Below are 24,730 nucleotides of genomic sequence, written 5' to 3'. Positions count from 1 at the left end.
AGAAAGAATGAGCACAGAATTATTGGATGCTCTCCATGTTTTAGAACATGATAAAGGAATTTCCCGCGATGTTATTATCGAGGCAATTGAGGCGGCACTTGTGTCTGCTTATAAACGTAACTTCAACCAAGCGCAAAACGTACGCGTAGATTTGAACTTAGATAACGGTTCGATGCACGTACTGGCACGTAAAGATGTTGTTGATCAAGTATTTGACTCAAGACTTGAAATTTCAGTAGAAGAAGCCCACAAAATCAACCCGGCGTTTAAAGTTGGCGATGTCGTGGAACTAGAAGTAACACCGAAAGATTTCGGTCGAATTGCGGCTCAAACGGCAAAACAAGTCGTAACACAACGCGTACGTGAAGCAGAACGTGGCATCATTTATGATGAATTTATCGATCGCGAAGATGATATCATGACTGGTATCGTTGAGCGCCAAGACTCGCGTTTCATCTACGTCAACCTTGGTAAAATCGAAGCGATTCTCTCACAAAACGAGCAAATGCCAAACGAAACGTATCGCGCACATGACCGTATCAAAGTCTACTTAACAAAAGTCGAAAAAACAACAAAAGGTCCGCAAATTTACGTATCTCGTACACATCCTGGTCTTTTAAAACGTCTTTTTGAAATGGAAGTTCCTGAAATTTATGAAGGTCTCGTGGAGATTAAATCTGTAGCTCGTGAAGCTGGCGACCGTTCAAAAATCTCGGTTTACACAGAAAATCCAGAAATCGATCCAGTTGGTTCATGTGTTGGACCTAAAGGCGCACGTGTGCAAGCAATCGTCAACGAACTTAAAGGCGAAAAAATCGATATCGTCGAATGGTCTGCAGATCCGTTCACATTCGTAGCCAATGCGCTTAGCCCTTCCAAAGTGCTAGATGTCATTGTAAACGAAGAAGAACAAGCGACAACCGTTATCGTACCTGACTACCAACTATCCTTAGCTATCGGTAAACGTGGTCAAAACGCCCGTCTTGCTGCGAAACTAACAGGTTGGAAAATCGATATTAAGAGTGAAACAGTTGCCACAGAAGCTGGTATCTATCCGCGCCCAGATGGCCCAGTCATCGAACGCGTAGACATTGATATGGCAGATGAAGCGGAGCAAGACGAAGAATAAAGGAGTGAACTTTTCACGATGCGTAACAAGAAAATTCCCTTAAGAAAATGTATTGTAACAGGTGAACGCAAACCAAAAGGCGAACTTTTACGTATTGCCTACTCCAAAGACGGTGTACTTACGATTGACCCTAGCGGAAAAGCGCCAGGACGCGGTTTTTATATTCTAATCGACAGTGCCGTTGCCCAGAAAGCCAAGAAGAAGAACAGTATTTTTGGACAACTAAAAATGCCAGAACAAGAAGGTTTTTACGATCAGCTAATTGAATACGTAAAAACAGTCGAAGGAGCATAACATGGATCTTACTAAAGTCTATTCCTTACTTGGAATTGCTTTTCGCGCCCGTAAGCTCGTAACTGGCGAAGAATTAGTTTTAAAAGAAGTGAGACGTCAAAAGGCAAGGTTAGTCATCATTTCAGAAGATATCTCAGAAAAAACCGAGAAAACAATCCGTAACAAATGTCAGTATTACGATGTCCCGCTTGTGAAAGCCGGCACCCGTGAACAACTTGGCGGTGCAATCGGTAAAGATGCAAGGGCCATTATAGCAGTAATGGATAAAGGATTTGCGACAAAATTAGCGGATCTGCTCGGGTGAAATCTTAACGGAGGTGTGTCACATGAGTAAAGTTCGTGTATATGAATACGCAAAGGAACACCAATTACCTAGTAAAAAAGTCATTGAAACACTACAAGAGTTAGGCGTTGAAGTCGCTAACCACATGTCTACCATTAACGAAAACGCATTACGACAACTTGACAAAACATTGCTTGGACCGAAAAAAGAATCTGCCGCGCCAAGCAGCCAACCTAAAGCAACAAACGAAGCAGGTCAAAGTAAGGGGTCTAATAAACCAAATATGAATGATAAAACAAATCAATCGAAACCAAATAATAATAGTAAACCGTCCCAAGGCGGAAACAAACCAGCAGCAAGTGCTAACAAACCAAGCGGTGGCAACACACAAGGCGGCGCTAACCGTCCAAACAACAATAGCGGCACACAAAACCGTCCAGGTGGAAACAATGCCGGCGGTGGCAACCGTAACAACCAAGGCGGCAATCGCAACAATAACCAAAACCGCGGTCGCAAAAACAACACGAAATACAAAGGCAAACGTAACCACAGTACAGTACCACCAACTCCGCCAAAACCAAAAGAGCTTCCGGAAAAAATCGTTTTCTCCGAATCACTTACAGTTGGCGAACTAGCGCGTAAATTATACCGCGAACCATCTGAAATCATCAAAAAATTATTCATGCTAGGCGTAGTCGCAACTATTAACCAAGTGTTGGACAAAGATGCCATTGAATTAATTTGTGGTGAGTATGGTGTCGAAGTAGAAGAAGAAATCAAAGTAGATATCACCGATTTAGATGTGTATTTTGAAGAAGCAACAGAAGAAGATAAAGGCAAAGAAGTAGAGCGTCCAGCCGTTGTTACTATCATGGGTCACGTCGATCACGGTAAAACAACATTGCTTGATTCCTTGCGTAACACGAAAGTAACACTAGGTGAAGCAGGCGGAATCACGCAGCATATCGGTGCTTATCAATTAGAAGTACACGATAAGAAAATCACGTTCCTTGATACACCAGGTCATGCAGCCTTTACGACAATGCGTGCACGTGGCGCAAGAATTACGGATATTACGATTCTTGTTGTAGCAGCAGACGATGGCGTTATGCCACAAACAATTGAAGCGATTAACCATGCGAAAGCAGCCGACGTTCCAATTATCGTAGCAGTCAACAAAATTGATAAACCACAAGCCAACCCAGATCGCGTAATGCAAGAACTTACAGAATATGAATTAGTTCCAGAAGCATGGGGCGGCGACACAATTTTCGTACCAATTTCCGCTAAATTTGGCGAAGGTCTAGATAACTTGTTAGAAATGATTTTGCTTGTATCTGAAGTAGAAGAATTAAGAGCCAATCCAGACCGTTTAGCTATCGGTAGCGTTATCGAAGCCGAGCTAGACAAAGGTCGCGGTTCCGTTGCGACACTATTAGTACAAGACGGTACACTAAAAGTCGGCGATCCAATCGTTGTCGGAAATACATTTGGTCGCGTTCGTGCAATGGTCAATGACCTTGGCCGCCGCGTGAAAAAAGTAGGACCAAGTACACCAGTTGAAATCACTGGACTTAGCGACGTACCACAAGCTGGAGACCGTTTCGTTGTTTTCGAAGATGAAAAAACTGCGCGTAGCGTCGGTGAATCGCGTGCTAGCCGCGCTGTTGTAGAGCAACGTTCTGCAACAAACCGCGTTAGCCTAGAAAACTTATTCGAACACATGAAAGCTGGCGAAATGAAAGAAGTTAACGTCATCATCAAAGCCGACGTACAAGGTTCTGTCGAAGCACTTGCTGCTTCCTTACGCAAAATCGAAGTCGAAGGCGTAAACGTTAAAATCATTCACACATCAGTTGGTGCCATCAACGAATCCGATATTACACTTGCCGCAGCATCTAATGCAATTGTTATTGGTTTCAACGTTCGCCCAACAACACAAGCCCGTGAAGGCGCTGAAAACGAAGGCGTAGATATCCGTCTACACCGCGTTATTTATAAAGCAATCGACGAAATCGAAGCAGCGATGAAAGGGATGCTTGACCCAGAATTCCAAGAAAAAATTATCGGTCAAGCGCAAGTTCGTCAAACAATCAACGTATCTAAAATCGGTACAATTGCTGGTTGTTACGTAACAGATGGTAAAATCACACGTGATAGTGGCGTACGTATTATCCGCGACGGCATCGTTGTTTTCGAAGGAGAAATTGCGACACTAAAACGTTTCAAAGACGATGCAAAAGAAGTAGCTAAAGGCTTTGAATGTGGTATTACAATCGAGAAATTCAACGACATTAAAGAAGACGATGTGATTGAAGCGTACATCATGGAGGAAATCGAACGTAAATGATCCGTTACGTCGAATCCGAATGGGTAATGCAGACACCACAAACGCTGAAAGAAAAACGGGCCATCATCAAGCGCGTCTTAACACGCGCCGGCCAGAAATTTAATATCTCCATTGCCGAAATTGGATTTCAAGACAAATGGCAGCGAAGCCTCATCGGTTTTGCTGTCGTCTCGGAATCACACATTCACGCTGAAAAAGTAGCCGATACCGTGCTTGCTTTTTTAGACGCATTTCCAGAATGGGAACGCGGACAAACAACAATGGAAAGTCTGTAAAATGAGGTGAAAACATGAATGTTCGAGCTAATCGTGTAGCAGAGCAACTAAAAAAAGAGCTTGGCGACATCCTAAACCGCAAAATTAGAGATCCGCGCGTAGGCTTCATTACTGTCACAGGTGTTGACGTAACAGGAGACTTACAACAAGCAACCGTATTCGTGTCTGTTTTAGGCGAAGAAAAAGAGCAAAAAGATGCCCTGACTGCCTTAGACAAAGCACATGGTTTTATTCGCTCTGAAATTGGAAGTCGCATTCGCTTGCGCAAAGTACCAGAACTATTTTTTGAAATTGATAATTCTGTCGCTTACGGCAACCATATCGACGACCTATTACGTGGTTTAAATGATAACGAATAATAAACAATAGAAGGATAGGTGCCAGTATCATCGGCCGTCTATCCTTCTTTGTGTAGGAACAGGAGGGCAATCTATGGACGGAATTATCCCTTTGTGGAAAGAAAAAGGAATGACCAGTCACGACTGCGTGTTTAAACTACGCAAAATTTTACAAACAAAAAAAGTTGGGCACACAGGTACACTTGATCCAGATGTCGAAGGCGTACTACCAATTTGCATTGGACGGGCAACCAAACTCGCCGAATATATAACCGATGAAGGCAAAGTATACGAAGCAACCGTCACACTAGGAACTGCAACAACTACCGAAGACGCTAGCGGAGAAGTCGTTGCTGAAAAAGCAATCACCGAAACCATCCTGCCAATCGATGTAGAAAAAGCAGCCAAATCCTTTGTCGGCACGATTCAGCAAACACCGCCAATGTACTCCGCTGTCAAAGTAAAAGGACGCCGGTTGTATGAATATGCAAGAGCTGGTATAGAGGTGGAACGTCCTATTCGCACGGTGAATATTTATGCAATAGACCTGCTCAAGCCTTACACACCAATAAGTCCAGATAATAACACTTTCCGAATTCGCATTCACTGCGGTAAAGGCACCTACATCCGCACATTAGCTGTTATGATTGGTGAAAAACTCGGCTACCCCGCCCACATGTCCGAACTAAAACGAACACAAAGCGGTATTTTCACAGAAGCCCAATGCTTCACGCTAGCCGAAATCGAAGCTTTGCGCGCTAAAGAAGACGAAGCAAGTTTTCTATATCCGCTAGAAGATGGTCTTTCTGACATGAAAAAACAAGACATATCCGATCTCGTGTATGAAAAAGTTCTAAACGGCGTCGTACTTCCAGAACAGTTTATTAAAGATCGCAGTGAAGGGCGTGTCGCGCTCATGCACAACAATAAACTGACCGCAATCTACGTACAACATCCCGAACGTCGCGATTTTTGGAAACCAGAGAAAGTCATCGAACTACGAGCCGGCAAATTAAATTAACCAAACAAAAAGAAGCCTACCGATTTTTCAGGCAAGCTTCCGTATTAACTCCATATTGATTGCGCACTTTTTTAGTACCCGTAAAGCAGTTGCGTAAAACATTTAGAGAAGGGGATTTCATGGAAACGTATTTTTTACACCATCCACCAGAAACCAAAGAACGCGACCCGAAAGTCATCGCACTCGGTTTTTTCGATGGATTGCACCGCGGACATCAAGAAGTAATCAACACAGCTAAAAAAGAAGCTGAAAAACGCGGCATCAAAACTGCCGTTCTAACTTTTGATCCACATCCATCTGTCGTCCTGAGTCAAAAGCGCAAACAAGTCAAATACTTAACCCCGCTAGAAGAAAAGAAAAAGCGCATGGCAGAACTAGGCGTTGATATTTTATACATTGTGCGCTTCACAACGGCATTTTCTAATCTTAGCCCAGAAGATTTCGTCGCGAATTACCTTATCGGCTTAAATGCGAAACATGTCGTAGCAGGCTTTGATTACTCTTACGGACGTCAAGGTGCCGGCAAAATGACCGAACTGACGAAGTACGCCGATAACCAATTTGATGTCACGATTGTTGAAAAACTAGAAGATTTGCATGATAAAGTAAGCTCAACCAACATTCGCAAATACATTGAAGAAGGTCAGTTAGACGAAGCAAACCAACTTCTAGGCTATCCGTATACTGTCACTGGGACAGTCATTCATGGGGATAAACGCGGCCGTACAATTGGTTTTCCGACTGCTAATATTGCCGTTGACGAAGGATTCCTTATTCCAAAATTAGGCGTGTACGCAGTGAAATTCAAAGTCGGCGACGAAACGCATCTTGGCATGGCGAGCATTGGCTATAATATCACATTTAAAGACGACCAAGCGATGTCTATCGAAGTGTATATTTTAGACTTCCACCAAGAAATTTATGGCGAAGAAATCGAAATCGAGTGGTTCCATTATTTCCGCCCCGAATTGAAATTCAACGGCGTAGAAGGACTAATCGAACAATTGAAGAAAGACGAAGCAGATACAAGAGCATTTTTCTCATAAAAAGTGCGGCTATTGCTTGCTTTTTGCTAGAAAATAGTGTATCTTTAATTCTGTACGAAAAAAGAACCCTTACTTGGCATTTAGCGAGTCACCAACGCTTTGCTCAGTACGCGGGGATTAGAAATGAAGGAGGTGTGTAAGAAATGGCATTGACACAAGAGCGTAAAAATGAAATTATCGCTGAATATCGTGTACATGATACGGACACTGGTTCACCAGAAGTTCAAATCGCTGTTCTTACTGCAGAAATTAACAGTTTGAATGAACACGTTCGCGTTCACAAGAAAGACCACCACTCTTATCGTGGTTTGATGAAAATGGTCGGTCACCGTCGTAACCTTTTAACTTACCTACGTAAGAAAGATGTTGCACGTTACCGCGAACTTATCGGACGTCTAGGTTTACGTCGATAAAAACAAGGAAAACGGGATATTTTTGTCCCGTTTTTTTTTGAAAAAATGAAAACAGAGGCAGCGCGAAAACCTAGCAAGAAAGAGGCTTTATCGCATGAATCCAAAAACGTGCTAGTACACGGATAGTAGTAGGTTTTTGGATTCATGTGTGTCTGAGAAATCCATGTTCCTCAGGCGTGCGTGAAGAATTATTATGCATGGTAAAGTTTCTAGCAAGGCGCGCTCCTCCTATGTAAAAGGAGACTAAAATATGTCAGAAAAACAAGTATTCAAGTCCACATGGGCAGGAAAAGATTTAGTAATCGAAGTCGGTCAAATGGCGAAACAAGCCAATGGCGCAGCACTTATCCGTTATGGTGACACGGTTGTTTTAACAGCTGCGGTAGGTTCAAGAAAACCAAGACCAGGTGACTTTTTCCCGTTAACCGTTAACTACGAAGAAAAAATGTATGCCGTTGGTAAAGTACCAGGTGGCTTCTTAAAACGTGAAGGACGTCCAAGCGACCGCGCAACATTAACAGCGCGTCTCATCGACCGTCCCATCCGTCCGCTTTTTGCAGAAGGATATCGTAATGACGTACAAATCACATCGACTGTGCTTAGCGTAGAGCAAGATTGTTCCCCAGAAATGGCTGCAATGCTCGGCTCATCTATCGCACTTTCTATCTCAGACATTCCGTTTGAAGGCCCAATCGCAGGCGTTGACGTTGGTCGTATTAACGGCGAATACGTTATCAACCCAAGCGTGGAGCAAGCAGAACAAAGCGATATTAGCTTAACTGTTGCCGGAACAAAAGAAGCAATCAACATGGTAGAAGCAGGCGCGAAAGAAGTTCCTGAAGAAGCAATGCTTGAAGCAATTATGTTCGGTCACGAAGAAATTAAACGCTTAATCGCCTTCCAAGAAGAAATCGTTGCTGCTGTGGGTAAAGAGAAGATGGAAGTCGAATTATTCGTTCCAGACGCAGCCCTTGTAGAAGAAATCAAACAACGCGCAGAAGCAGACATGAAAAAAGCAATCCAAACAGAAGAAAAACTAGCGCGCGAAGAAAATATCACAGTACTAAAAGAAACGGTCATTGCGGAGTACGAAGCGAAAGAACTCGAAAACGCGGCTGACGTTTTACCAGAAGTAGGGCATATCCTTGAAATTCTTGAAAAAGATGAAATGCGCCGCCTTATTTCTCAAGATAAAATCCGTCCTGATGGTCGTAAAGTGGATGAAATCCGTCCGCTATCATCAGAAGTTGGCATCTTGCCACGCGTCCATGGTTCAGGTCTATTTACACGTGGGCAAACACAAGCGCTTAGCGTGTGTACATTAGCGCCTTTACGCGAACACCAAATCATTGATGGTTTAGGTCTTGAAGACTCAAAACGCTTCATGCATCATTATAACTTCCCGCAATTCAGTGTTGGGGAAACAGGTCCTCGTCGCGCTCCAGGTCGTCGTGAAATCGGTCACGGAGCACTTGGCGAACGCGCCTTGCAACAAGTTATTCCGAGTGAAGAAGACTTCCCGTACACGATTCGTCTTGTATCCGAAGTTTTGGAATCGAACGGTTCTAGCTCGCAAGCAAGTATTTGTGGTTCGACGCTTGCAATGATGGATGCTGGTGTACCAATCAAAGCGCCAGTAGCTGGTATCGCAATGGGTCTTGTAAAACTTGGCGACGATTACACAATCCTTTCTGATATTCAAGGAATGGAAGATCACTTCGGCGACATGGATTTCAAAGTTGCTGGAACACGTGACGGTATCACAGCCTTGCAAATGGATATTAAAATCGATGGCCTTAGCCGCCAAATCCTAGAAGAAGCGTTGACACAAGCCAAAGCTGGCCGTCTGCACATTCTAGAACATTTAGAAGCAACGATCAATACACCACGTGAAACACTATCTGAATACGCACCGAAAATCGTTACCATGACAATCAAACCAGACAAAATCAAAGACGTTATCGGGCCTGGCGGTAAACAAATCAACCAAATCATCGACGAAACGAGCGTTAAAATCGACATCGAACAAGATGGTACCGTATTTATCGCGTCCCAAGACGATGCAATGATTGAAAAAGCAAAAGCCATGATTGAAGAAATCGTGCGCGAAGTACAAGTCGGCGAAATTTACGACGGTAAAGTACGCCGCATCGAGAAATTCGGAGCTTTCGTTGAATTGTTCAAAGGAAAAGATGGCTTGATTCACATTTCTGAACTAGCGCATGAACGCGTTGGCAAAGTAGAAGACATCTTGAAAATGGGCGATATCGTCAAAGTAAAAGTAACAGAAATCGATGACCACGGTCGCGTAAACGTATCTCGCAAAGCGTTAATCGAGAAAAAAGAAGGGGACAGCAGCACAGAACAATCAAGCCGTCCACCACGCAAAGAAGGCTACAAGAAACCATACAACAAAGATAAGAAATAAATTTATCCAAAACGCTCGCCTAGGCATACTGTATGGCGGGTGTTTTTTTGCATCGAAAAAGCCTGCCATCACAAGGACAGCAGGCTAACGTTACTATTTCTTTCGTGCTTTTAAATTGGATTTATATTGCGTTTCCAGTGCCTTATGAACGGCCTTCCATTTCTGCTTCTCGGCACGTTGCAAAACAGGGTCGTTTTTACGCTCGAAATAGGCTAGTTCTCGCTTTAATTTCACCCAATTCGTATAATGAGCCTCCGGAAGTGTTCCGTCTGCGAGAGCAGCTTGTACGGCGCATTCTGGCTCCGTTCCATGTTGACAATTACGGAACTTACAACGTGTCGCTAAATCTTCAATATCTTGAAACGTCTCACCAAGTCCATCACTCGCTTGACCAATACCAAGTTCGCGCATTCCTGGCGTATCAATAACGAGCAAACCAGTATGCAATAAATGCAGCTCCCGATGTGTCGTCGTATGCTTACCTTTAGAGTCATCCTCACGAATACCACTCGTTTTCATGAGCGACTCGCCAGACAAAGCATTGATAAACGATGATTTTCCGACACCAGAAGACCCAAGCAGAACAACCGTCTCACCAGGTTTCAAAAACGCTTCGATTGCTTCAAAACCGCGTTTCGATAAATTATCCACTGGAAAAACTGGCACACCGTACGCAACAAGTTCAATTTCCGTTACGATTTGCGCCACGTCATCACTTAAATCCGCTTTCGTCAAAATAATTACTGGTTTCGCGCCACTATCCCAAGCAATCGTCAAATACCGTTCCAACCGATTCATACTAAAATCATGATTTAGCGAACTAACAATAAACACATAGTCAAAGTTCGCAGCCACCAATTGTTCACCACCAGCTGGATCGCTACGCTTAAACACCGTTTTCCGGTCCAACACACCATGTATCAACGACGTATCTTGCGGATAACTCTCCAATGCCACAAAATCACCAACCGCAGGCAAATCCGTATTCATCGCGCCCATAAACGCGACATATTTCAATTTGGCCAAGTGCTCGCCATCTTTGGATATCACCTTAAAAAAATCTCTAAAAACCGCTGTAACACGCGCGGGAACTAATCCTTCCTGCAATGTTTGCGCCTCAAAAAAATCTGTAAATCCATAATTATTAATAATACTCAATGTTTTCGCTCCTTTATAATAGGGGAGCCTTAATTCAGATCAAACGCTCCCAAAATGTGATTGCTATTCGTATCTAGAAAAGTTACAATATCCATAATTCATCATCCTTTCATAATGGGAATTCCGTTTCATTATAACACGACAAGAACGTTTTTGCTAGGGGAAAAAGGCAACAAAAAAAACAGGAGAGTGACGAATCACTTTCCTGTTTTACTTATTAATTCTTATGCGTAATGATTTTCGCGATTTGATCGGCTGTCATCGTGCTGTTCACGTTGTAGGCACCGTCACGAACATACTTCTCATAGCCATTTGCACGCAAGAATTTGTCAAAGTCAGAACCAGATTTAATGATTCCGGCAGCTTGCAATTCATTACCTGCTTTAGACGATGGGTCGCCCTTTTTGATAACAAGCGTAAATTTCTTCACTTGTTTCGCTTTTTCTTCTTCTGCTTTTTTCTTAGCAGCGGCTGCTTTTTGTGCTTCTGCAGCTTGTGATTTAGCTAGTTCTTGAGATGCTAGTAGGTCCTCATACTTCTTTTTGTAAGAAGAATCATCGGCTTTGGTTGTCGTTGTTTTTTCTGGTTCCGCTGACTTTTCTGCTTGTGCGCTTGATGAAAAGAAAGTATCAAAGACAAGCAAGAGCACGGCTGAGATTAAGAAACCGAGTGCCAACATGCGAAGTGATTGTTTCATTTTGTAAGTTCCTCCCCTAAATAGCTCTTATTAATGAGCAACGTATTCAGCGATTATTTCATTTACTTGTTCTTCAGAAAGCTCGGACTGGACAATAATTTCTTCTATAGTGACGCCAGAAGTATACAAATTGATGATTTGTTTCTTTCGCAAGTCACGCAGTTTCTTACTTGATGTGCGGACTGGTGTAACAGTATCAGCATCAATTTTCATTGTATTTTCTAGAGTAGACACGCGTTTTTTTAATTCGAAGTTCTCTTGCATTAATTGTGATGCAATCTCTTCAAGCTCGCTTTCAAGTTGTTTGCTATTTCCTTTTTGCATGAATGAAAGCAAGAATAGGACAACAGAACAGGCAAGGAGAATTATGATTAATACCGTCATTGTGTGAATAACACCTCTTTTCCCTAAACTCTACTTCTATTTATAGCACAATTTGGAGCAAAAACATAGTCAAAAAGACAGATTGTAAAGAAAATAAAAAGAAAAGCTCAGGAATCCTTGCGCAAAGCCTTTAAAAATGATATTATAATACAGGTCTGATAGATAAATAATCCGTTTGAAAGAGTCTGGAGGGAAATAGAATGCGTGTTAATATTACTTTAGAATGTACAGAGTGCGGCGATCGCAACTACATTACAACTAAAAACAAACGTGAAAACCCGGAACGTATTGAATTAAAAAAATATTGTCCAAGATTGCGCCGTGTGACTTTGCACCGCGAAACTAAGTAAGCAGCAGGATTTTCGCCTGTTGCTTTTTTTTAGCTTTTTATGAGTAAAGGGGGCTTTCAAAATGGAAGAAAAAGCAATTTTACGCCACGAAACATTGGCAAGTCTAAACGAAATGGACGAAACTACATATGAAAACAGATCTGCAAGTCTTGCCAAACAGCTTTATAATGAAGAAGCATGGCATCAAGCGACAATTATCGGCATCACCATTGCCCGTTTCCCGGAAGTTGCAACAAAAGAAATCATTCGGCGTGCTTGGCTAGAAGGTAAAAAAGTAGCCATTCCCGAAACAAATAACAAAACAAAGACAATGCAATTTCGTCACTACGAAGCAAACGATCCACTCATGCAAAAAGCGCTAGGCCTATACGAACCAACAAAAGATGCGCCAATCATTTCCGAAGAAAAAATAGATTTGCTCATCGTTCCTGGCGTTGTTTTCCGTCCAGACGGGTATCGAATCGGCTTTGGCGGTGGCTTCTATGACCGTTATTTAGCAGGTTATGAAGGCAATACGATTTCGCTTTGCTATACCGATCAAATATCTACTAATTTTACGCCAGAAAACCACGACTTACCTGTTCAAAAACTCATAATTGAGGCGAATCAAAAATAATAGCAGAAAAATGGCAGAGATTGATTTACAAGACTGGCCTTTTTGCGTATAGTATTACTTATAAATAGGATTTTAAAGAAAGCAGGGAATTTTTTGAGCTTCCAAGAACAGTATATCTTTTGGCGATTAACGAACTATTTTCTTGTGGAAGAAGGCTATCGCTTAATTCATCTTCACGAAAAGAAGCAAGAACTTTGGTTAGACAATCCAGCACAGAAGAAGCGGCCAGTGATTCGAATCCAGATGAAGGAGCTCAGCTGGGCAAATGTGGTAGAGCGAGATATTGAACAAGTCATGCGTGTTTGCGAAGACTTACGTAAACAAATGGGGCGTTTGAAACTCCCACTTATCAATATTTATATCACACCCTTTGCGCCAGTCGGGGACATTTCAGAATGGTTCGACAAGCCGCTACAATCCGATAACGAAAAGATAAGTTTAAATAATATATTGATTGATAAAGAAGCCGCAAACGCACAATTACCAGACTTAGAGGCATCGCTCGACATTCCAGCAGGCACTTTTCATGTCCCAGAAGACATTGATGAGGCGGCTGTAGTGAGAGAACGCAGTCAAGTCATTAACTACATCACTGCGAAAGTTAGCGAAGAACAAGTGCAGGCCCGCAAGGAAAAGCCTTATGTGACTTACGTTTTACTAGCCATTCAGATTGCTGTATTCCTCATCATGACTTTCACTGGTGGAACAAGCAACAACACGTACAACCTAGTTCGTTGGGGTGCCAAGTTTAACCCGCTCATTTACGCTGGCGAATGGTGGCGCTTTATTACACCGATGTTTATCCATATAGGCTTGCTACACTTACTCATGAATTCAGTCGTCCTTTATATTATTGGACCAATGGCTGAGAAACTATACGGAAAATGGCGTTACGCATTAATTTATTTTATATCCGGTATTACCGGTGTCGTTGCAAGCTTCGTATTTAATGTAAACGTGTCGGCCGGTGCTAGTACAGCGATTTTTGGTATTTTTGGTGCATTGCTCTATTTAGTGGTATTAAAACCGCATATTTATGCGCGCTCACTAGGAATCAGCATTGCTGGATTAGTCGTTGTGAATTTAGTCGTCGATTTATTTTCGCAAGGAATCGATTTAGCTGGTCACATCGGCGGTTTAGTTGGCGGATTCTTGATTGCAGGCGCTTTATCCATGCCTAACCAATATTTCCATTGGCGCCGCGTCCTTTACGGAATTTCTGTCGTTGCCCTAACCGCATTTTTCCTATGGTTTGGTTTTAGTAAAGGCCAGCAACCATATGACCCGCAAAACGCGAATGGCGTTGCAGGAGCATTCATCCAAAATGAAGATTACGATACCGCGCAAACCATATTAAATCAACTAAAATCTTCGAACAGCGCTGATGACGTCACGTTTACTAATTTGGCAGTGATTGCAACAATCAAAGACAACGAGAAACAAGCCGCCATTTACGCAAATGAAGCTATCCGCTTGCAGCCTTTTAACCCCCATGCCCATTTCTTATTAGCTAGGAATTACGAGATGCAAGGCGATTTGAAACAAGCGTTAAAAGAAGCAAGCATCGCTGTAGAGCAGGAGAAATCTGAAACATATATGCAGTATAAGCAGTATTTAGAAAGCAAAATCCAAATGAGATAAGAAGGTATCGTTATGAAAACAGTTTATGATGTGGCTCAATTGCTTAAGAAATATGGCATCTTTGTCTACTTAGGGAAAAGGGAGTGGGACATTGAAATGATGGAATACGAGCTTACTGAACTGTTTAAACATAAATTGCTTGATCGAGAAGTATATGCTCGCGCGCGATCGATTTTAAAAGTAGAGCTGGATAAAGAGAAAGCAAAAAATAGAGTGTAGATTAGGAGACATGTGAACATGGAAAAGAAATTAATTGGTGTTGACCTAGGTGGAACTACTGCAAAAATCGCGATTTTAACAACAGATGGCAAAATCGAAGAAAAATGGTCTGTCGCAACAGACATCGCAGACGAAGGCTCTCATATCGTTCGCAATATCGGCGACAGCATTAATCAAAAATTAACCGATTTACAATTAGATAATAGCGGCTTTTACGGTATCGGAATGGGTACCCCAGGAACCATTGATTATGAAAAAGGAACCGTCAAAGGTGCCTACAATCTTAACTGGGCAAAAACACAAAATGTAGCAACAGACTTAAAAGCAATTACAGGTTTAGATGTTTACTTAGATAATGACGCTAATATCGCAGCGGTAGGCGAAAGATGGCAAGGCGCTGGTGAAGGCTCTGCTAACGTATTCTTTGTAACCCTAGGAACAGGCGTTGGCGGCGGTATTTTCGCTGAAGGCAAAATTCTTCATGGAGCAAAAGGAGCAGCAGGCGAGATTGGTCATATCACCGTAGACACAAGTGAACATGCGTATGACTGTACTTGCGGCAAAAAAGGTTGCCTAGAAACCATTGCATCCGCTACAGGTATCGTCCGCGTAGCAAAAGATTTAGCCAAAACATACGAGAAAGACTCCAAGTTAAAAGCAACATCCGAAGAAGTAACATCGAAATTGATTTTCGAACTGGCAGCAGAGGGCGATGAACTAGCGAAAGAAGTAGTCGATCATATTTGCTTCTATCTTGGTCTTGCGTGTAGCCATATCGGTAACATGCTAAATCCAGAAAAAATTATTATTGGTGGTGGCGTTTCCGCAGCAGGTGACGCATTGCTAAAACCAATTCAAACCTATTTCGAAGGCATGGTTTTCCCAGCAGTACGAGAATCTACATCGATTTCGATTGCAACTTTAGGAAACGATGCAGGCGTTTTAGGTGCAGCGTGGTTAGCGCTTCCAGCTGAATAAAAGCTATTGATTGGCGATATTATTAGTACCTATTTCAATGCTAATAATATCGCTTGTTTTTAATTTTGTTGGAAATTTGTTTTAGTGTCTGAATGTCAGGGTAAAATGTAATTAACACACAAGCAATTGGGGGGAGAGAGATGAATAAAAAACGCATATTTTTTCTAATTACTATCCTGGGTCTTTTATTTCTTTCCTATGGCTGCGAAAGTGAGAAGGCACCGACCAAAAAGCAGACAAGCACACCTGACACAATCAAAACATCGAACATTAAATCAAAAGAATTTCAACGAGTAGTCGGCTGGATCGATGACAATCACGTATTAGTGCAACTAAAAGGAAATAAGAAAATGACATTCGAAAGCCTAAATGTCTTTACAAACAAAAGAAAACCAATTTATGAAACAAAAAATGTAATCTCAGAAGTCCTCATTAGTCCGAATCGTGATCGCTTTTTACTTTATTCAGCAGCAAATAAAAACGAAGCTTCTTTAGAAGTGATTTCCATGTCTGGCGCGCTCATGTATACAAAATCTGTAAAGCCACAAAATATCGAATTTGGTTGGAACCAAGACAATCAGGACAAAATGTTCTTAACAACATTTGATACAGACTGGAATTATCAAGTTTTTCAATGGGATATTTTATCAGGGGCTTTGACGAAATTAAATACAGATGCACCGTTTGTAACGTGGTACAGCGATAATCTATTTGTTTTTAATCAGAAGACTTCGCCAAAAGATGATAAGGGCGATTTATATTTAGAGGATATGCGCGATAAGCAAATGAAGAGCTTGATTGCGGCCGATATTTATCAGTTTGTGGTATCGGCAAACACATTGTTAACAATGGAGCCCAGTGATACGGAGAAAGAGATGACTTATAATTTTAGAACAATAGGGTTTCAGTCTTACTATAGTTATGATGCACCTCGAGTGTATGACGAACTCGGTACTTTCTTTCCTTTCTATGATTTAAATGTCGAACAGCAAAGCTTCCTCACATTTGAGCCATATGAAAGTAAAAAACTAAAAGATTATGGCGGGGAATTCAAGCTAGTTAGTGTCGATCCTAAAGCGAAAAAGAAGACGACGGTATTGGAGCTGGTTAACAACGAACCAATTCTAACTTCTCCGAACGGGAGATATTGTCTGTACGGCTATTTATTTGACCAAATTATTGATTTAAAAACCGAAAACATAACTTATCTAATACAACATCAAGATAAAATGTATTAAAACATGCCAAGCGTTTTAACCTGGCATGTTTTTTTCGTGCATTGAATTTAAACAGAAACGTCTCTTTTTTGGAAGAAAATAAAAGATAGAGCCATAAATACGACATAGTATACTGCAAGAATGCCAATAGCTAAACCTGTCGATAGACCACTATTAATCTCCATGCTACCCATCGCATTTGAATTCATATTAATATAATATAATGGGGTCACAAAGATGTATTTAAACCATTCAAATTTCTCTGCTAACATTAAAGTGATACCGCCAGCGATGCTATTGATAAACAGTAAGAACAGACCAATTCCAACTGCTAGCGCTTGACTTCTTAGAAGGGAAGATACCATGAATGCAATGGACATGGAGAAAATCAATTCAACTAGAAAGAATCCAAGTTGTGTGCTTAGCGCATTAATTGCTGTTAGACCAGTATTTAAGATATCTCCATTCTCTGAATATGTTGGGATTATGTCACTTACATCTTGTGTCAAGCTTCCAAAAGAGGTAAGCACGCCGCTAATTAGATAGGTTATTAATAGTGTGAAGAGAGCAAGTGCGACAGCATAAAGCATGACAACAATGTATTTAGATAAGAGGATTTCCCATCTTTTATATGGTCGAATCAATAATAATTTGATTGTCCCAAAACTGAATTCTGAAGCAACGACAGAACTAGCAATAACGATAGAGAATAGTGCGACTAAAAACATACTAATGCCATTAATAGACAGCATAAATTGAATGTTATCAATGTCGGGCGAAACGGATCTAAAGATTGCTGCTAGAGCTAATATAACCACCATAATGATTATTGGATATAGCCAAGTACTGAAGCGAAGTGATATTTTTCTTGTTTCATTTGCGATTAGTGTCATCATTGCATACTACCTCCATTATGTTTCGTTATTTCTAGGAATCGTTCTTCCAATGATTTTGTTTGTGGTTCCACTGTGAAGATGGAAATATCGGCTAAAGCGAGATTTTTCACTAATTGTGGAATGTCAGAAGGAACGCTTTCTATGAAGAAGTGAGCTGTCCCATCTTCGGCTAGTATGTAATCAATATTCCAACTGGAAAGTAACTGTTTTGCTGTATCTAGCGGTTCTAAATGCATATGGAAGGTCTTGAGTTGTGGCTCGTTCGCTACAACTTCTTGCTTCATATCAGCAATGTGAGTAAGTTTTCCTTGCTCGATAATAGCAAAGCGGTCACATAGAAGTTCCATTTCATTTAATAAGTGAGACGATACGAGTACACTAACTCCTTGTTTAGCAAGATCTTTCATTTGTAGCCGGAACTCTTTCATTCCCTCAGGATCAAGTCCATTTGTCGGCTCATCAAAAATAAGTAGCTTTGGATCGTGAATGAGGGCTTGAGCGACACCTAATCTTTGGCGCATACCTAACGAATATGTTTTCACCTTGTTGTTGATGGCTTTTTCTAAATGAACAAGTTGCACGATTTCTTTTATGCGTTCATCAGTTATTTTCTTACGAGACATGGAGGCAAAGGTTTTTAGATTTTGTAAGCCTGTCATATACGGGTAAAATTCAGGATTTTCAACAATGGCGCCGACGTTTTTTATTGCTTCTATATGGTTTGTATCGATGTCTTGACCGAGAATTTTGATGTCACCACTTGTTTTGTTGATTAATTTGACAATGCTGCGGATAATGGTTGTTTTTCCGGCTCCGTTTGGTCCTAAGAGTCCGAAAATTTCTCCAGGTTCAACAGAGAATGAAATATCATTAATAATGGTCTTAGCGCCTATTTGTTTTACTAAATGGCTGATTTCTAGTACTGGTTGTGTCATGATTGCTCCTTTCCTAACTGAAAATGATTTTTAATTTTGTCGACGATTTGATCGGGTGTTAAATTATCTGTTTCAACAATCAGGTGTGCTGTGTTTTCGTATAAATGCGTACGAGAATCGAATATAGCTTGAATTTCTTGTGGGCTCTTTTCTTGAATAAGAGGACGTGATGTATCGCCTGAAAGCCTTGTTAAGAATGTCTGGGGATTTGTTTTCAGGTATATAACGTGATTCGCATTTTTGAGTGCTGATTGATTAGTCTCAGATAAAATAATACCGCCACCAGTTGCTATTACAGCATTTTTTTGTAATGCTTGTAGTAGCGTTTGATGTTCAAGTTCACGAAACTTGGATTCACCTAATTGAGCAAAGATATCTGTAATAAGCATTCCTTGTTCTCTCTGTATCTCGCTATCGATGTCTATAAAAGGGAGGGCTAAACTATCTGCCAGTATTTTACCAACAGTTGATTTTCCAGCCCCCATAAAGCCAGTTAAAACGATTTGATCCATACAAACCTCCTAATTTTTTATGTTCATTTAGTATCAATAAATAGTTCTCTGGTTTTTATATTCCAGCAGATAGTTTGTTTTGATGTGTAGCCATTGTCTAACTGGATTGTTATAGCATAGGTGATACTATCTTCTGAACTTTCTGCCCAATTATACCATAAAATTGCGTTATTGTGCCTCTCTGTAAATGATTTTTGAGAAATTTGTATCTTAGGAATATTATTTGGAATAGATAGATTTAAAATAGTGGAGGCAAGATAATGATTTTGTAGCTGTTTTTCCATTTGGATTTTTGTTTGGAAGATGCTTGTGGCGCCAAGCATAGTTGTAATTCCCAGTGCGGTGATGTATAAGCATAAAACATAGGTAAATCCATTTTGTTTCAATAGGTTAGCTCCTTTCTTGATTGATTTGGAAACGTGCAGTCAATTCCTGGTCATCCTCAAATATGACGGTGTATAAGAGTTGTTGATCATTTAGTTTTTTCCAGATACTTTGTTTAATATTTGTTAGAAGTGGTTCGTGTCCCTTATTGTCTACGGAGCGCCGCAGCATATTTTGATATTTTTCGTAGGTAATTACTTTATCCGATGAAATAAATGTGATGCTGTTTTCTGAGACGGCGAGTTGTTTGGATGTGTTTAATTCTTTGCTTATTTGATTTATGAACACTTGCCATTCGTAGTTTTTATCAATGTCTGATGCTTTTAGGATGGATTGATAAGATTGAAAAATGAGTGGGATGAATGATGCGATGATGATGACAATGAGCAGTGAAAATAAGGATTCTAATAAAGTAAAGCCTTGGTTATTTGAGTGAGTAGCACATGTTTTCTTTTGCATAAGCAGCACAGAGTTTATTCGCCTCCTTGCTGTAGGTTATTTGATAAGCTTGCTTTTTTATTGTAGTTTTATAATTTGTAGACGCTAATGTATCTATATGGAATTTGCTTTCTTCTGCTAGAAGTTGAAAGGCTGTCGTTTTTTGATTCTGTTCATGTAGCTGTTGCTTCATTTGAATTATCATCGGAAGAAGAGATAGGACGATAAGCGATAGCATGCTGAGCGAAAAAAGTGATTCTAAAAGTGAGAAACCGTTAGATTTCTTCAATGCGAAACCTCCCTTTTCCAATTTGAAAGATGAGGGCATATTTTTTCTTGAATCCCTCTATGACAATGGTTTTAAATTTATTGATATTACCATACGGCGGAGAAAAGCGAAAAACTTGCTCGCTTTTCTCTGCAAAATGGAGTGTTTCAGTGAACTTTCTAGATAGTTTAGGTTGCAAGGAATCGGTGGTGGACCCAAAATATATGTTTTTTGAACCATCTAAAGTTAGAATTGTTTCTTGGTTTGTTAGGACTGCAATGGATTGGAGTTGCATAATGTCTATCTTTAGTTGATCGAGGCTTTGACGTTCTGATATTTGAACGATAAGTGAGCCTGCGGGGATGAAGCTTATACTGCATATAATCAGGGTGATCGCTAAGACAAGAAGCATTTCCATTAGTGTAAATCCGTTCTGTCTCACGGTGCTTCTGTCACTTTTCCGTTACTATCGATAACAACATCTTTTCCGTTTGGACATTTCTTTTGTTCGCCGGATAAGTAGCCACCTGTAAGCAAATCTTGTAATGTAGGAACTTTATTGTGTTCTAATTGATAAGCCTGGGCTTGTCCTTGTACCATGGTTATGAAAGCATCGCAACCTTTGTCATTGATAGATTTACTCTGTTTCACGATATTTGGAATAGTGAGTAGGAGAAGGACGCTCACGACTAACAGAACTATTAACATTTCTACGAGAGTAAAACCAGATTCATCTTTCCAATTAATTTTTTTAAACATTGTAATCGCTCCTTTAGTTTGATTTAAATCGAGTTGACCATTGAAAACATTGGGAATAGGATGGACAGATAGATAGAAACAATGAGAACGCCAATAACCATGAAAACGACTGGTTGAATGAAGCTGAATATCTTCTCTATCTTTTCTTCGGACTTCTGATGGCAAAGCGTATAGTAAAACAATAATTCTTCTGCTAATTGGCCATTTTTTTCACCATATTTAATGATATAAATCATTTCTGATTCGAAGATGGTGAATTGGGTTAATGCGTTAGTGAATGCTTTTCCTTCTGAGAATGCTTTTCCGATTAACTTACTGATGTATTGGAATAAAGGCGGGGAATCTGGTAATGCGAATACTTTCACCATGTCATTGATGGATAATCCGCTTTTTAAAAGATATCCGCATTCTCGTGCGAAAAGTTGTGAGTAATGAAGCCGTATGAATCTTTTTACGATAGGGATTTGACAGTAAAGATGTGCGCGTTCATAGGAATTTTTATTTCGCTGCTTTGTCAGAAAGAAAGTACAAAGCACAAAAACTAGACCAAGAAATCCTAAAAAGATGAGTGGAAGTTTTTCTAAAATGAAGTACGTAAAATTTGTTGTCTGACTATCGCCGTGACTTAGCTGATTAAATAAAGTATCAAATTTGGGTAATAAGAAAATACGTAAAAGGAAAAATACAACAATGACTGTCATAAATAAAATAAGCGGGTATTGAAAAATTTTACGTAGTGCTTTTTGTTGCTCCGCTTTACGGGTTAAGTGATTACCTGTTTCTTGAACTGTCTCATTGAAAAAGCCATGTCGGCTCGCATAGTGTAGCTGTGTGCATACAAAACTAGGAAACTTAGCTTGCAGGAGGGCTTCACTGAACGGAGATCCTGTTTGGAGCACGTGTAGTATTTTGGCATTACGGTCGGCATCTTTCGGCGTTGTGATGGAGAGAAATGAGATAGCTTCTTCCATCGTGAAGCCTTTGCTTAATAAATCAGCGAGACGAACTAAAAATTCGCCATCTGTACGCCAGTTATTGCGGAGAAAAAAATCCATATAAAACTCCTTTCTTTCGTTGTTCGATAATTGTATTTGATGGTGTTGCTTCCTTCGTGGTCTTAAAAAAGCTATGAATGTGCTCTTTGTCTAGAAATTCATACAAAGCAGTACGCTTTTTGGAGAAATGATTGCATAAAGCGTGACAGTAATCGGCACAGAATGGACAATAGAGCTTCTCAAGTTGTTGATAGGTTACGCCTAACAAGCATTGTCTAATCTCTTCTCGATCGACGCCTAACTCCACCAAACGCGCCAATACGCCATAAGAGCTATCGGCATGTACAGTACTCAGCACCAGATGTCCAGTAAGCGCACTTCGAATGACCATTTTAGCCGTATGACTGTCTCTTATTTCTCCAACAATCAATATATCGGGGTCATGCCGCAATGTTGCGCGAATAATGTCAGCGTAGTCTAAACCGGCTTTTTCATTGACCTGTACTTGCAAAAAGGTCGATACTGGACGTTCTACAGGGTCTTCAATAGTAATAATCTGTAGTGGCGACCATAAACTTAGCGAGTGGGCTAAGCTATACATGCTCGATGTTTTGCCACTTCCTGTTGAGCCAGAAAATAGTAAAAGTCCAGACTTATTTCTAACATGGGATAGAATGCTAGAAGATATCTGTTTAAAAACTGTACTTTGCTGGAAAGGCTGCATATCATTCTCTGAAAAAACACGAATGACCATACTCTCTATAAAACGAAAGTTCGGTATTGTAGCTAAACGTACAGAAACAAGTTGTGATTGAAGCTCTGCTTGAAAGGCGCCGCTTTGTGGCTTGCGTGTTTCGCTTATGTCCATAAAGCCTCGATATTTCAAATGAGCAAGCAATCGTTCGCCAACATCAAACGGCATTGTAGTAAAGTTTTGCAATTGGCCATGGATTCGAAATAGAATGCGGTACTCATCTTCGACTGGAATGAGGTGAATATCGCTTACTGCAAGGGATAAAGCCTGGTCTAACAAGTTATCAGCTAAGTTTTGAATCATACATTCGACTCCTTTTCTATGTCTATGCTAAACGTATTCGCCGTCAACCCTTGGAATTCCTTTTTCACCTGAAAACGCAAAATAGTATTTTTGAGCCTAAAAAATTCACAAACTTCTATTTTTGAGCCGAAATCACGACCATTTTTTGCTGAAATAACCGCGAAAATATTTTTTACATAATTTATAATTTGATAACTTTTTCACATACGTACGATTTTTATTAGTTTTAATAATAAAGCCCTTTCATTCCGAACGAATCATCAAATTTAAGGAATATACACGCTTGAAGTATATTATTTGCCGAACGATAGCTTCTCGTGGTAACATGTAGAAAAGGCAATCAATACATAAAAGAGCGGATGAAAATAGACAGAGAGACTGCATATTTTTGCGGCGCCGACGGGGAAAGCATGTGAATGTGAAACTCTCAGGCAAAAGGATGTTTATGGGACGCAACTCTGGAGGCATTTTTCCTTATTTTGGAGCACGACAGAGACTTATTTTAACGAGTAAGTCCTTTTAGTATGCAAAAAAAGAGGAGGATTTCACATGACTGAATTAACAGAGCTTAAGAAAACGCCTATTTTTCCTTTATATGAGAAGTATGGCGCGAAGACAATCGATTTTGGTGGTTGGGATTTACCGGTGCAATTTCAAGGGATTAAAGCCGAGCATGAGGCTGTGAGAACGAATGCTGGGTTATTTGATGTGTCGCATATGGGAGAAGTGACTGTGAAGGGGGCAGGGAGCTTAGATTTCCTACAGAAAATGTTGTCTAATGATATTTCTAAACTGAAGCCTGGTAAAGCGCAATACAATATTATGTGTTACGAAACCGGCGGCGTTGTGGATGATTTAGTGGTGTACATGATTGCGGAAAACGATTATTTACTAGTTGTTAACGCGGCAAATACAGATAAAGATTATGGATGGTTAGCAGAACATGCAACAGATAGTGTAAACGTGCAGAATGTATCTTTGGAATATGGTCAATTGGCATTGCAAGGACCTAATGCTGAAGCTGTTTTGGCGAAGTTAACAGATGCAGATTTAGGTGCACTTGGATTCTTCGGTTTTGTGGATAATGTAGAAGTTGCAGGGGTTCAAGCATTGGTTTCTAGATCAGGTTATACTGGTGAGGACGGTTTTGAAATTTATACTAAAGCAGAAGATGCGCCAGCGGTTTGGGAGGCAATTCTGAAAGAGGATGTACTTCCGATTGGCCTTGGAGCGCGTGATACACTCCGTTTTGAAGCGAATTTAGCACTTTACGGTCAGGAGCTTTCCAAAGATATTTCACCACTGGAAGCAGGCGTTGACTTTGCAGTAAAACTTCAAAAAGAAGCCGATTTCCTAGGCAAAAAAGCATTAATCGCCCAAAAAGAAGCTGGTCTAACTCGTAAATCAGTCGGAATCGAGCTTATTGATCGCGGTATTCCAAGACATGATTACAAAGTTTTTGCGGGCGATAAAGAAATTGGTATTGTTACAAGCGGGACACAATCTCCAACGCTTGGCAAAAATTTAGGTTTAGCATTAATTGATATTGATTACACAGCGCTAGACAGTCTTGTTGAAGTGGAAGTTCGTAATAAGAAATTACAAGCAAAAGTAGTTCCAACCCCATTTTATAAACGCGCGAAATAATG

At 40.6% G+C, this 24,730-nt stretch carries 30 protein-coding genes and 1 riboswitch; of the genes, 17 read left to right on the top strand and 13 right to left on the bottom strand.

The genetic code is table 11. The annotated features are described in order from the left end of the window. Window positions 1–7 precede the first annotated feature (7 nt). The 10 genes from nusA (at window position 8) to pnp (ending at window position 9,577) form a co-directional block, all read left to right on the top strand. Window positions 8–1,129, top strand: a complete 1,122-nt coding sequence (gene nusA, locus EP57_RS07005) for a transcription termination factor NusA (protein WP_036085454.1) — start codon at window positions 8–10, stop codon at window positions 1,127–1,129. An 18-nt stretch (window positions 1,130–1,147) separates the two neighbouring features. Beyond that, window positions 1,148–1,423 (top strand): RNase P modulator RnpM, encoded by a 276-nt coding sequence (rnpM, locus tag EP57_RS07000; protein WP_036085452.1) that lies wholly within the window; start codon window positions 1,148–1,150, stop codon window positions 1,421–1,423. Between the two features lies 1 nt (window position 1,424). Then, window positions 1,425–1,727, top strand: coding sequence for a YlxQ family RNA-binding protein (locus EP57_RS06995; RefSeq protein ID WP_036085450.1), 303 nt, complete (start codon window positions 1,425–1,427; stop codon window positions 1,725–1,727). Window positions 1,728–1,749: 22 nt separating this feature from the next. Next, complete coding sequence (infB, locus tag EP57_RS06990; RefSeq protein ID WP_036085448.1) at window positions 1,750–4,056, top strand: translation initiation factor IF-2; 2,307 nt, start codon at window positions 1,750–1,752, stop codon at window positions 4,054–4,056. Next, window positions 4,053–4,331 carry a DUF503 domain-containing protein gene (locus tag EP57_RS06985; protein WP_036085446.1) on the top strand — a complete coding sequence of 93 codons (279 nt, stop codon included), beginning with the start codon at window positions 4,053–4,055 and terminating at the stop codon, window positions 4,329–4,331. The genes infB and EP57_RS06985 overlap by 4 nt, the downstream gene beginning before the upstream one ends. A gap of 14 nt (window positions 4,332–4,345) precedes the next feature. Continuing rightward, complete coding sequence (rbfA, locus tag EP57_RS06980) at window positions 4,346–4,690, top strand: 30S ribosome-binding factor RbfA (RefSeq protein ID WP_036085445.1); 345 nt, start codon at window positions 4,346–4,348, stop codon at window positions 4,688–4,690. Window positions 4,691–4,763: 73 nt separating this feature from the next. After that, on the top strand, window positions 4,764–5,690 hold the full coding sequence (gene truB / locus EP57_RS06975; RefSeq protein ID WP_036085442.1) for a tRNA pseudouridine(55) synthase TruB: 927 nt from the start codon (window positions 4,764–4,766) through the stop codon (window positions 5,688–5,690). Between the two features lie 119 nt (window positions 5,691–5,809). Beyond that, window positions 5,810–6,736 (top strand): bifunctional riboflavin kinase/FAD synthetase, encoded by a 927-nt coding sequence (locus tag EP57_RS06970; RefSeq protein ID WP_036085440.1) that lies wholly within the window; start codon window positions 5,810–5,812, stop codon window positions 6,734–6,736. A 143-nt stretch (window positions 6,737–6,879) separates the two neighbouring features. After that, window positions 6,880–7,149, top strand: a complete 270-nt coding sequence (gene rpsO, locus EP57_RS06965) for a 30S ribosomal protein S15 (RefSeq protein WP_036085439.1) — start codon at window positions 6,880–6,882, stop codon at window positions 7,147–7,149. A 250-nt stretch (window positions 7,150–7,399) separates the two neighbouring features. Next, the gene (gene pnp, locus EP57_RS06960; RefSeq protein ID WP_036085437.1) at window positions 7,400–9,577 is read left to right on the top strand and encodes a polyribonucleotide nucleotidyltransferase; all 2,178 of its coding nucleotides are present in this window, start codon (window positions 7,400–7,402) and stop codon (window positions 9,575–9,577) included. 93 nt (window positions 9,578–9,670) lie between these two features. Here pnp and rsgA read toward each other — a convergent pair whose 3' ends face one another. The 3 genes from rsgA to EP57_RS06945 form a co-directional block, all read right to left on the bottom strand. After that, window positions 9,671–10,735 (bottom strand): ribosome small subunit-dependent GTPase A, encoded by a 1,065-nt coding sequence (gene rsgA, locus EP57_RS06955; protein WP_415820904.1) that lies wholly within the window; start codon window positions 10,733–10,735, stop codon window positions 9,671–9,673. A 217-nt stretch (window positions 10,736–10,952) separates the two neighbouring features. Further along, window positions 10,953–11,432 carry an MltG/YceG/YrrL family protein gene (locus EP57_RS06950; RefSeq protein WP_036085436.1) on the bottom strand — a complete coding sequence of 160 codons (480 nt, stop codon included), beginning with the start codon at window positions 11,430–11,432 and terminating at the stop codon, window positions 10,953–10,955. A gap of 30 nt (window positions 11,433–11,462) precedes the next feature. After that, on the bottom strand, window positions 11,463–11,816 hold the full coding sequence (locus EP57_RS06945; protein ID WP_036085435.1) for a hypothetical protein: 354 nt from the start codon (window positions 11,814–11,816) through the stop codon (window positions 11,463–11,465). Between the two features lie 200 nt (window positions 11,817–12,016). Between EP57_RS06945 and rpmG the strand changes: the two genes are divergently transcribed. The 6 genes from rpmG to EP57_RS06915 all read left to right on the top strand — a co-directional run bounded on the left by rpmG (window position 12,017) and on the right by EP57_RS06915 (window position 16,858). Beyond that, window positions 12,017–12,166 carry a 50S ribosomal protein L33 gene (rpmG, locus tag EP57_RS06940; RefSeq protein WP_003719608.1) on the top strand — a complete coding sequence of 50 codons (150 nt, stop codon included), beginning with the start codon at window positions 12,017–12,019 and terminating at the stop codon, window positions 12,164–12,166. 61 nt (window positions 12,167–12,227) lie between these two features. Beyond that, entirely contained in the window at window positions 12,228–12,782 is a 555-nt protein-coding gene (locus EP57_RS06935) for a 5-formyltetrahydrofolate cyclo-ligase (protein WP_036085434.1), read from the top strand. 93 nt (window positions 12,783–12,875) lie between these two features. Beyond that, complete coding sequence (locus EP57_RS06930) at window positions 12,876–14,423, top strand: rhomboid family protein (RefSeq protein WP_036085432.1); 1,548 nt, start codon at window positions 12,876–12,878, stop codon at window positions 14,421–14,423. Between the two features lie 12 nt (window positions 14,424–14,435). Further along, window positions 14,436–14,642, top strand: coding sequence for a YqgQ family protein (locus EP57_RS06925; RefSeq protein ID WP_036085431.1), 207 nt, complete (start codon window positions 14,436–14,438; stop codon window positions 14,640–14,642). Between the two features lie 18 nt (window positions 14,643–14,660). Then, window positions 14,661–15,620: an ROK family glucokinase gene (locus EP57_RS06920; RefSeq protein ID WP_036085430.1), complete on the top strand. Its 960-nt coding sequence runs from the start codon at window positions 14,661–14,663 to the stop codon at window positions 15,618–15,620. Between the two features lie 140 nt (window positions 15,621–15,760). Continuing rightward, window positions 15,761–16,858 (top strand): YqgU-like beta propeller domain-containing protein, encoded by a 1,098-nt coding sequence (locus EP57_RS06915; protein WP_036085429.1) that lies wholly within the window; start codon window positions 15,761–15,763, stop codon window positions 16,856–16,858. A gap of 47 nt (window positions 16,859–16,905) precedes the next feature. On the opposite strand, the gene EP57_RS06910 is transcribed toward EP57_RS06915, so the two are convergent. The 10 genes from EP57_RS06910 to comGA are packed head-to-tail and all read right to left on the bottom strand — an operon-like array spanning window position 16,906 to window position 23,081. Beyond that, window positions 16,906–17,733, bottom strand: a complete 828-nt coding sequence (locus EP57_RS06910; protein WP_036085428.1) for an ABC transporter permease — start codon at window positions 17,731–17,733, stop codon at window positions 16,906–16,908. Continuing rightward, window positions 17,730–18,668: an ABC transporter ATP-binding protein gene (locus EP57_RS06905; RefSeq protein WP_036085427.1), complete on the bottom strand. Its 939-nt coding sequence runs from the start codon at window positions 18,666–18,668 to the stop codon at window positions 17,730–17,732. The genes EP57_RS06910 and EP57_RS06905 overlap by 4 nt, the downstream gene beginning before the upstream one ends. After that, the gene (locus EP57_RS06900) at window positions 18,665–19,180 is read right to left on the bottom strand and encodes a shikimate kinase (RefSeq protein WP_077916808.1); all 516 of its coding nucleotides are present in this window, start codon (window positions 19,178–19,180) and stop codon (window positions 18,665–18,667) included. Before EP57_RS06900 ends, EP57_RS06905 begins: the two co-directional genes overlap by 4 nt. 23 nt (window positions 19,181–19,203) lie before the next feature. Beyond that, entirely contained in the window at window positions 19,204–19,566 is a 363-nt protein-coding gene (locus tag EP57_RS06895) for a hypothetical protein (RefSeq protein WP_036085426.1), read from the bottom strand. Between the two features lie 4 nt (window positions 19,567–19,570). Continuing rightward, window positions 19,571–20,023, bottom strand: a complete 453-nt coding sequence (gene comGF, locus EP57_RS06890; protein WP_036085425.1) for a competence type IV pilus minor pilin ComGF — start codon at window positions 20,021–20,023, stop codon at window positions 19,571–19,573. Then, window positions 19,989–20,291: a competence type IV pilus minor pilin ComGE gene (comGE, locus tag EP57_RS16485; protein WP_052167597.1), complete on the bottom strand. Its 303-nt coding sequence runs from the start codon at window positions 20,289–20,291 to the stop codon at window positions 19,989–19,991. The genes comGF and comGE overlap by 35 nt, the downstream gene beginning before the upstream one ends. Continuing rightward, window positions 20,278–20,712, bottom strand: a complete 435-nt coding sequence (gene comGD / locus EP57_RS06880; protein WP_036085424.1) for a competence type IV pilus minor pilin ComGD — start codon at window positions 20,710–20,712, stop codon at window positions 20,278–20,280. Before comGD ends, comGE begins: the two co-directional genes overlap by 14 nt. Then, window positions 20,709–21,029, bottom strand: coding sequence for a competence type IV pilus major pilin ComGC (gene comGC, locus EP57_RS06875; RefSeq protein WP_036085422.1), 321 nt, complete (start codon window positions 21,027–21,029; stop codon window positions 20,709–20,711). The genes comGD and comGC overlap by 4 nt, the downstream gene beginning before the upstream one ends. 23 nt (window positions 21,030–21,052) lie before the next feature. Continuing rightward, window positions 21,053–22,084 carry a competence type IV pilus assembly protein ComGB gene (gene comGB / locus EP57_RS06870; protein WP_036085421.1) on the bottom strand — a complete coding sequence of 344 codons (1,032 nt, stop codon included), beginning with the start codon at window positions 22,082–22,084 and terminating at the stop codon, window positions 21,053–21,055. Beyond that, window positions 22,062–23,081: a competence type IV pilus ATPase ComGA gene (comGA, locus tag EP57_RS06865; protein WP_036085420.1), complete on the bottom strand. Its 1,020-nt coding sequence runs from the start codon at window positions 23,079–23,081 to the stop codon at window positions 22,062–22,064. The genes comGB and comGA overlap by 23 nt, the downstream gene beginning before the upstream one ends. A gap of 359 nt (window positions 23,082–23,440) precedes the next feature. Then, a riboswitch (glycine riboswitch) is annotated at window positions 23,441–23,534 on the top strand. 96 nt (window positions 23,535–23,630) lie between these two features. Between comGA and gcvT the strand changes: the two genes are divergently transcribed. After that, on the top strand, window positions 23,631–24,728 hold the full coding sequence (gene gcvT / locus EP57_RS06860; RefSeq protein ID WP_036085419.1) for a glycine cleavage system aminomethyltransferase GcvT: 1,098 nt from the start codon (window positions 23,631–23,633) through the stop codon (window positions 24,726–24,728). The last annotated feature ends 2 nt before the right edge of the window (window positions 24,729–24,730 follow it).

Origin of the sequence: Listeria booriae (assembly GCF_000766865.1) — a bacterium.
Taxonomy (GTDB): Bacteria; Bacillota; Bacilli; order Lactobacillales; family Listeriaceae; genus Listeria_A; species Listeria_A booriae.
This window is presented reverse-complemented; position numbering and strand designations above follow the sequence as displayed.

What these genes read in the sequence shown, in the direction of transcription:
- nusA (WP_036085454.1), top strand. Translation starts at nt 8, where the DNA reads ATGAGCACAGAATTATTGGATGCTCTCCATGTTTTAGAACATGATAAA.
- rnpM (WP_036085452.1), top strand. Translation starts at nt 1,148, where the DNA reads ATGCGTAACAAGAAAATTCCCTTAAGAAAATGTATTGTAACAGGTGAA.
- EP57_RS06995 (WP_036085450.1), top strand. Translation starts at nt 1,425, where the DNA reads ATGGATCTTACTAAAGTCTATTCCTTACTTGGAATTGCTTTTCGCGCC.
- infB (WP_036085448.1), top strand. Translation starts at nt 1,750, where the DNA reads ATGAGTAAAGTTCGTGTATATGAATACGCAAAGGAACACCAATTACCT.
- EP57_RS06985 (WP_036085446.1), top strand. Translation starts at nt 4,053, where the DNA reads ATGATCCGTTACGTCGAATCCGAATGGGTAATGCAGACACCACAAACG.
- rbfA (WP_036085445.1), top strand. Translation starts at nt 4,346, where the DNA reads ATGAATGTTCGAGCTAATCGTGTAGCAGAGCAACTAAAAAAAGAGCTT.
- truB (WP_036085442.1), top strand. Translation starts at nt 4,764, where the DNA reads ATGGACGGAATTATCCCTTTGTGGAAAGAAAAAGGAATGACCAGTCAC.
- EP57_RS06970 (WP_036085440.1), top strand. Translation starts at nt 5,810, where the DNA reads ATGGAAACGTATTTTTTACACCATCCACCAGAAACCAAAGAACGCGAC.
- rpsO (WP_036085439.1), top strand. Translation starts at nt 6,880, where the DNA reads ATGGCATTGACACAAGAGCGTAAAAATGAAATTATCGCTGAATATCGT.
- pnp (WP_036085437.1), top strand. Translation starts at nt 7,400, where the DNA reads ATGTCAGAAAAACAAGTATTCAAGTCCACATGGGCAGGAAAAGATTTA.
- EP57_RS06950 (WP_036085436.1), bottom strand. Translation starts at nt 11,432, where the DNA reads ATGAAACAATCACTTCGCATGTTGGCACTCGGTTTCTTAATCTCAGCC.
- EP57_RS06945 (WP_036085435.1), bottom strand. Translation starts at nt 11,816, where the DNA reads ATGACGGTATTAATCATAATTCTCCTTGCCTGTTCTGTTGTCCTATTC.
- rpmG (WP_003719608.1), top strand. Translation starts at nt 12,017, where the DNA reads ATGCGTGTTAATATTACTTTAGAATGTACAGAGTGCGGCGATCGCAAC.
- EP57_RS06935 (WP_036085434.1), top strand. Translation starts at nt 12,228, where the DNA reads ATGGAAGAAAAAGCAATTTTACGCCACGAAACATTGGCAAGTCTAAAC.
- EP57_RS06925 (WP_036085431.1), top strand. Translation starts at nt 14,436, where the DNA reads ATGAAAACAGTTTATGATGTGGCTCAATTGCTTAAGAAATATGGCATC.
- EP57_RS06920 (WP_036085430.1), top strand. Translation starts at nt 14,661, where the DNA reads ATGGAAAAGAAATTAATTGGTGTTGACCTAGGTGGAACTACTGCAAAA.
- EP57_RS06915 (WP_036085429.1), top strand. Translation starts at nt 15,761, where the DNA reads ATGAATAAAAAACGCATATTTTTTCTAATTACTATCCTGGGTCTTTTA.
- EP57_RS06910 (WP_036085428.1), bottom strand. Translation starts at nt 17,733, where the DNA reads ATGATGACACTAATCGCAAATGAAACAAGAAAAATATCACTTCGCTTC.
- EP57_RS06905 (WP_036085427.1), bottom strand. Translation starts at nt 18,668, where the DNA reads ATGACACAACCAGTACTAGAAATCAGCCATTTAGTAAAACAAATAGGC.
- EP57_RS06900 (WP_077916808.1), bottom strand. Translation starts at nt 19,180, where the DNA reads ATGGATCAAATCGTTTTAACTGGCTTTATGGGGGCTGGAAAATCAACT.
- comGF (WP_036085425.1), bottom strand. Translation starts at nt 20,023, where the DNA reads ATGCAAAAGAAAACATGTGCTACTCACTCAAATAACCAAGGCTTTACT.
- comGC (WP_036085422.1), bottom strand. Translation starts at nt 21,029, where the DNA reads ATGTTTAAAAAAATTAATTGGAAAGATGAATCTGGTTTTACTCTCGTA.
- comGB (WP_036085421.1), bottom strand. Translation starts at nt 22,084, where the DNA reads ATGGATTTTTTTCTCCGCAATAACTGGCGTACAGATGGCGAATTTTTA.
- comGA (WP_036085420.1), bottom strand. Translation starts at nt 23,081, where the DNA reads ATGATTCAAAACTTAGCTGATAACTTGTTAGACCAGGCTTTATCCCTT.
- gcvT (WP_036085419.1), top strand. Translation starts at nt 23,631, where the DNA reads ATGACTGAATTAACAGAGCTTAAGAAAACGCCTATTTTTCCTTTATAT.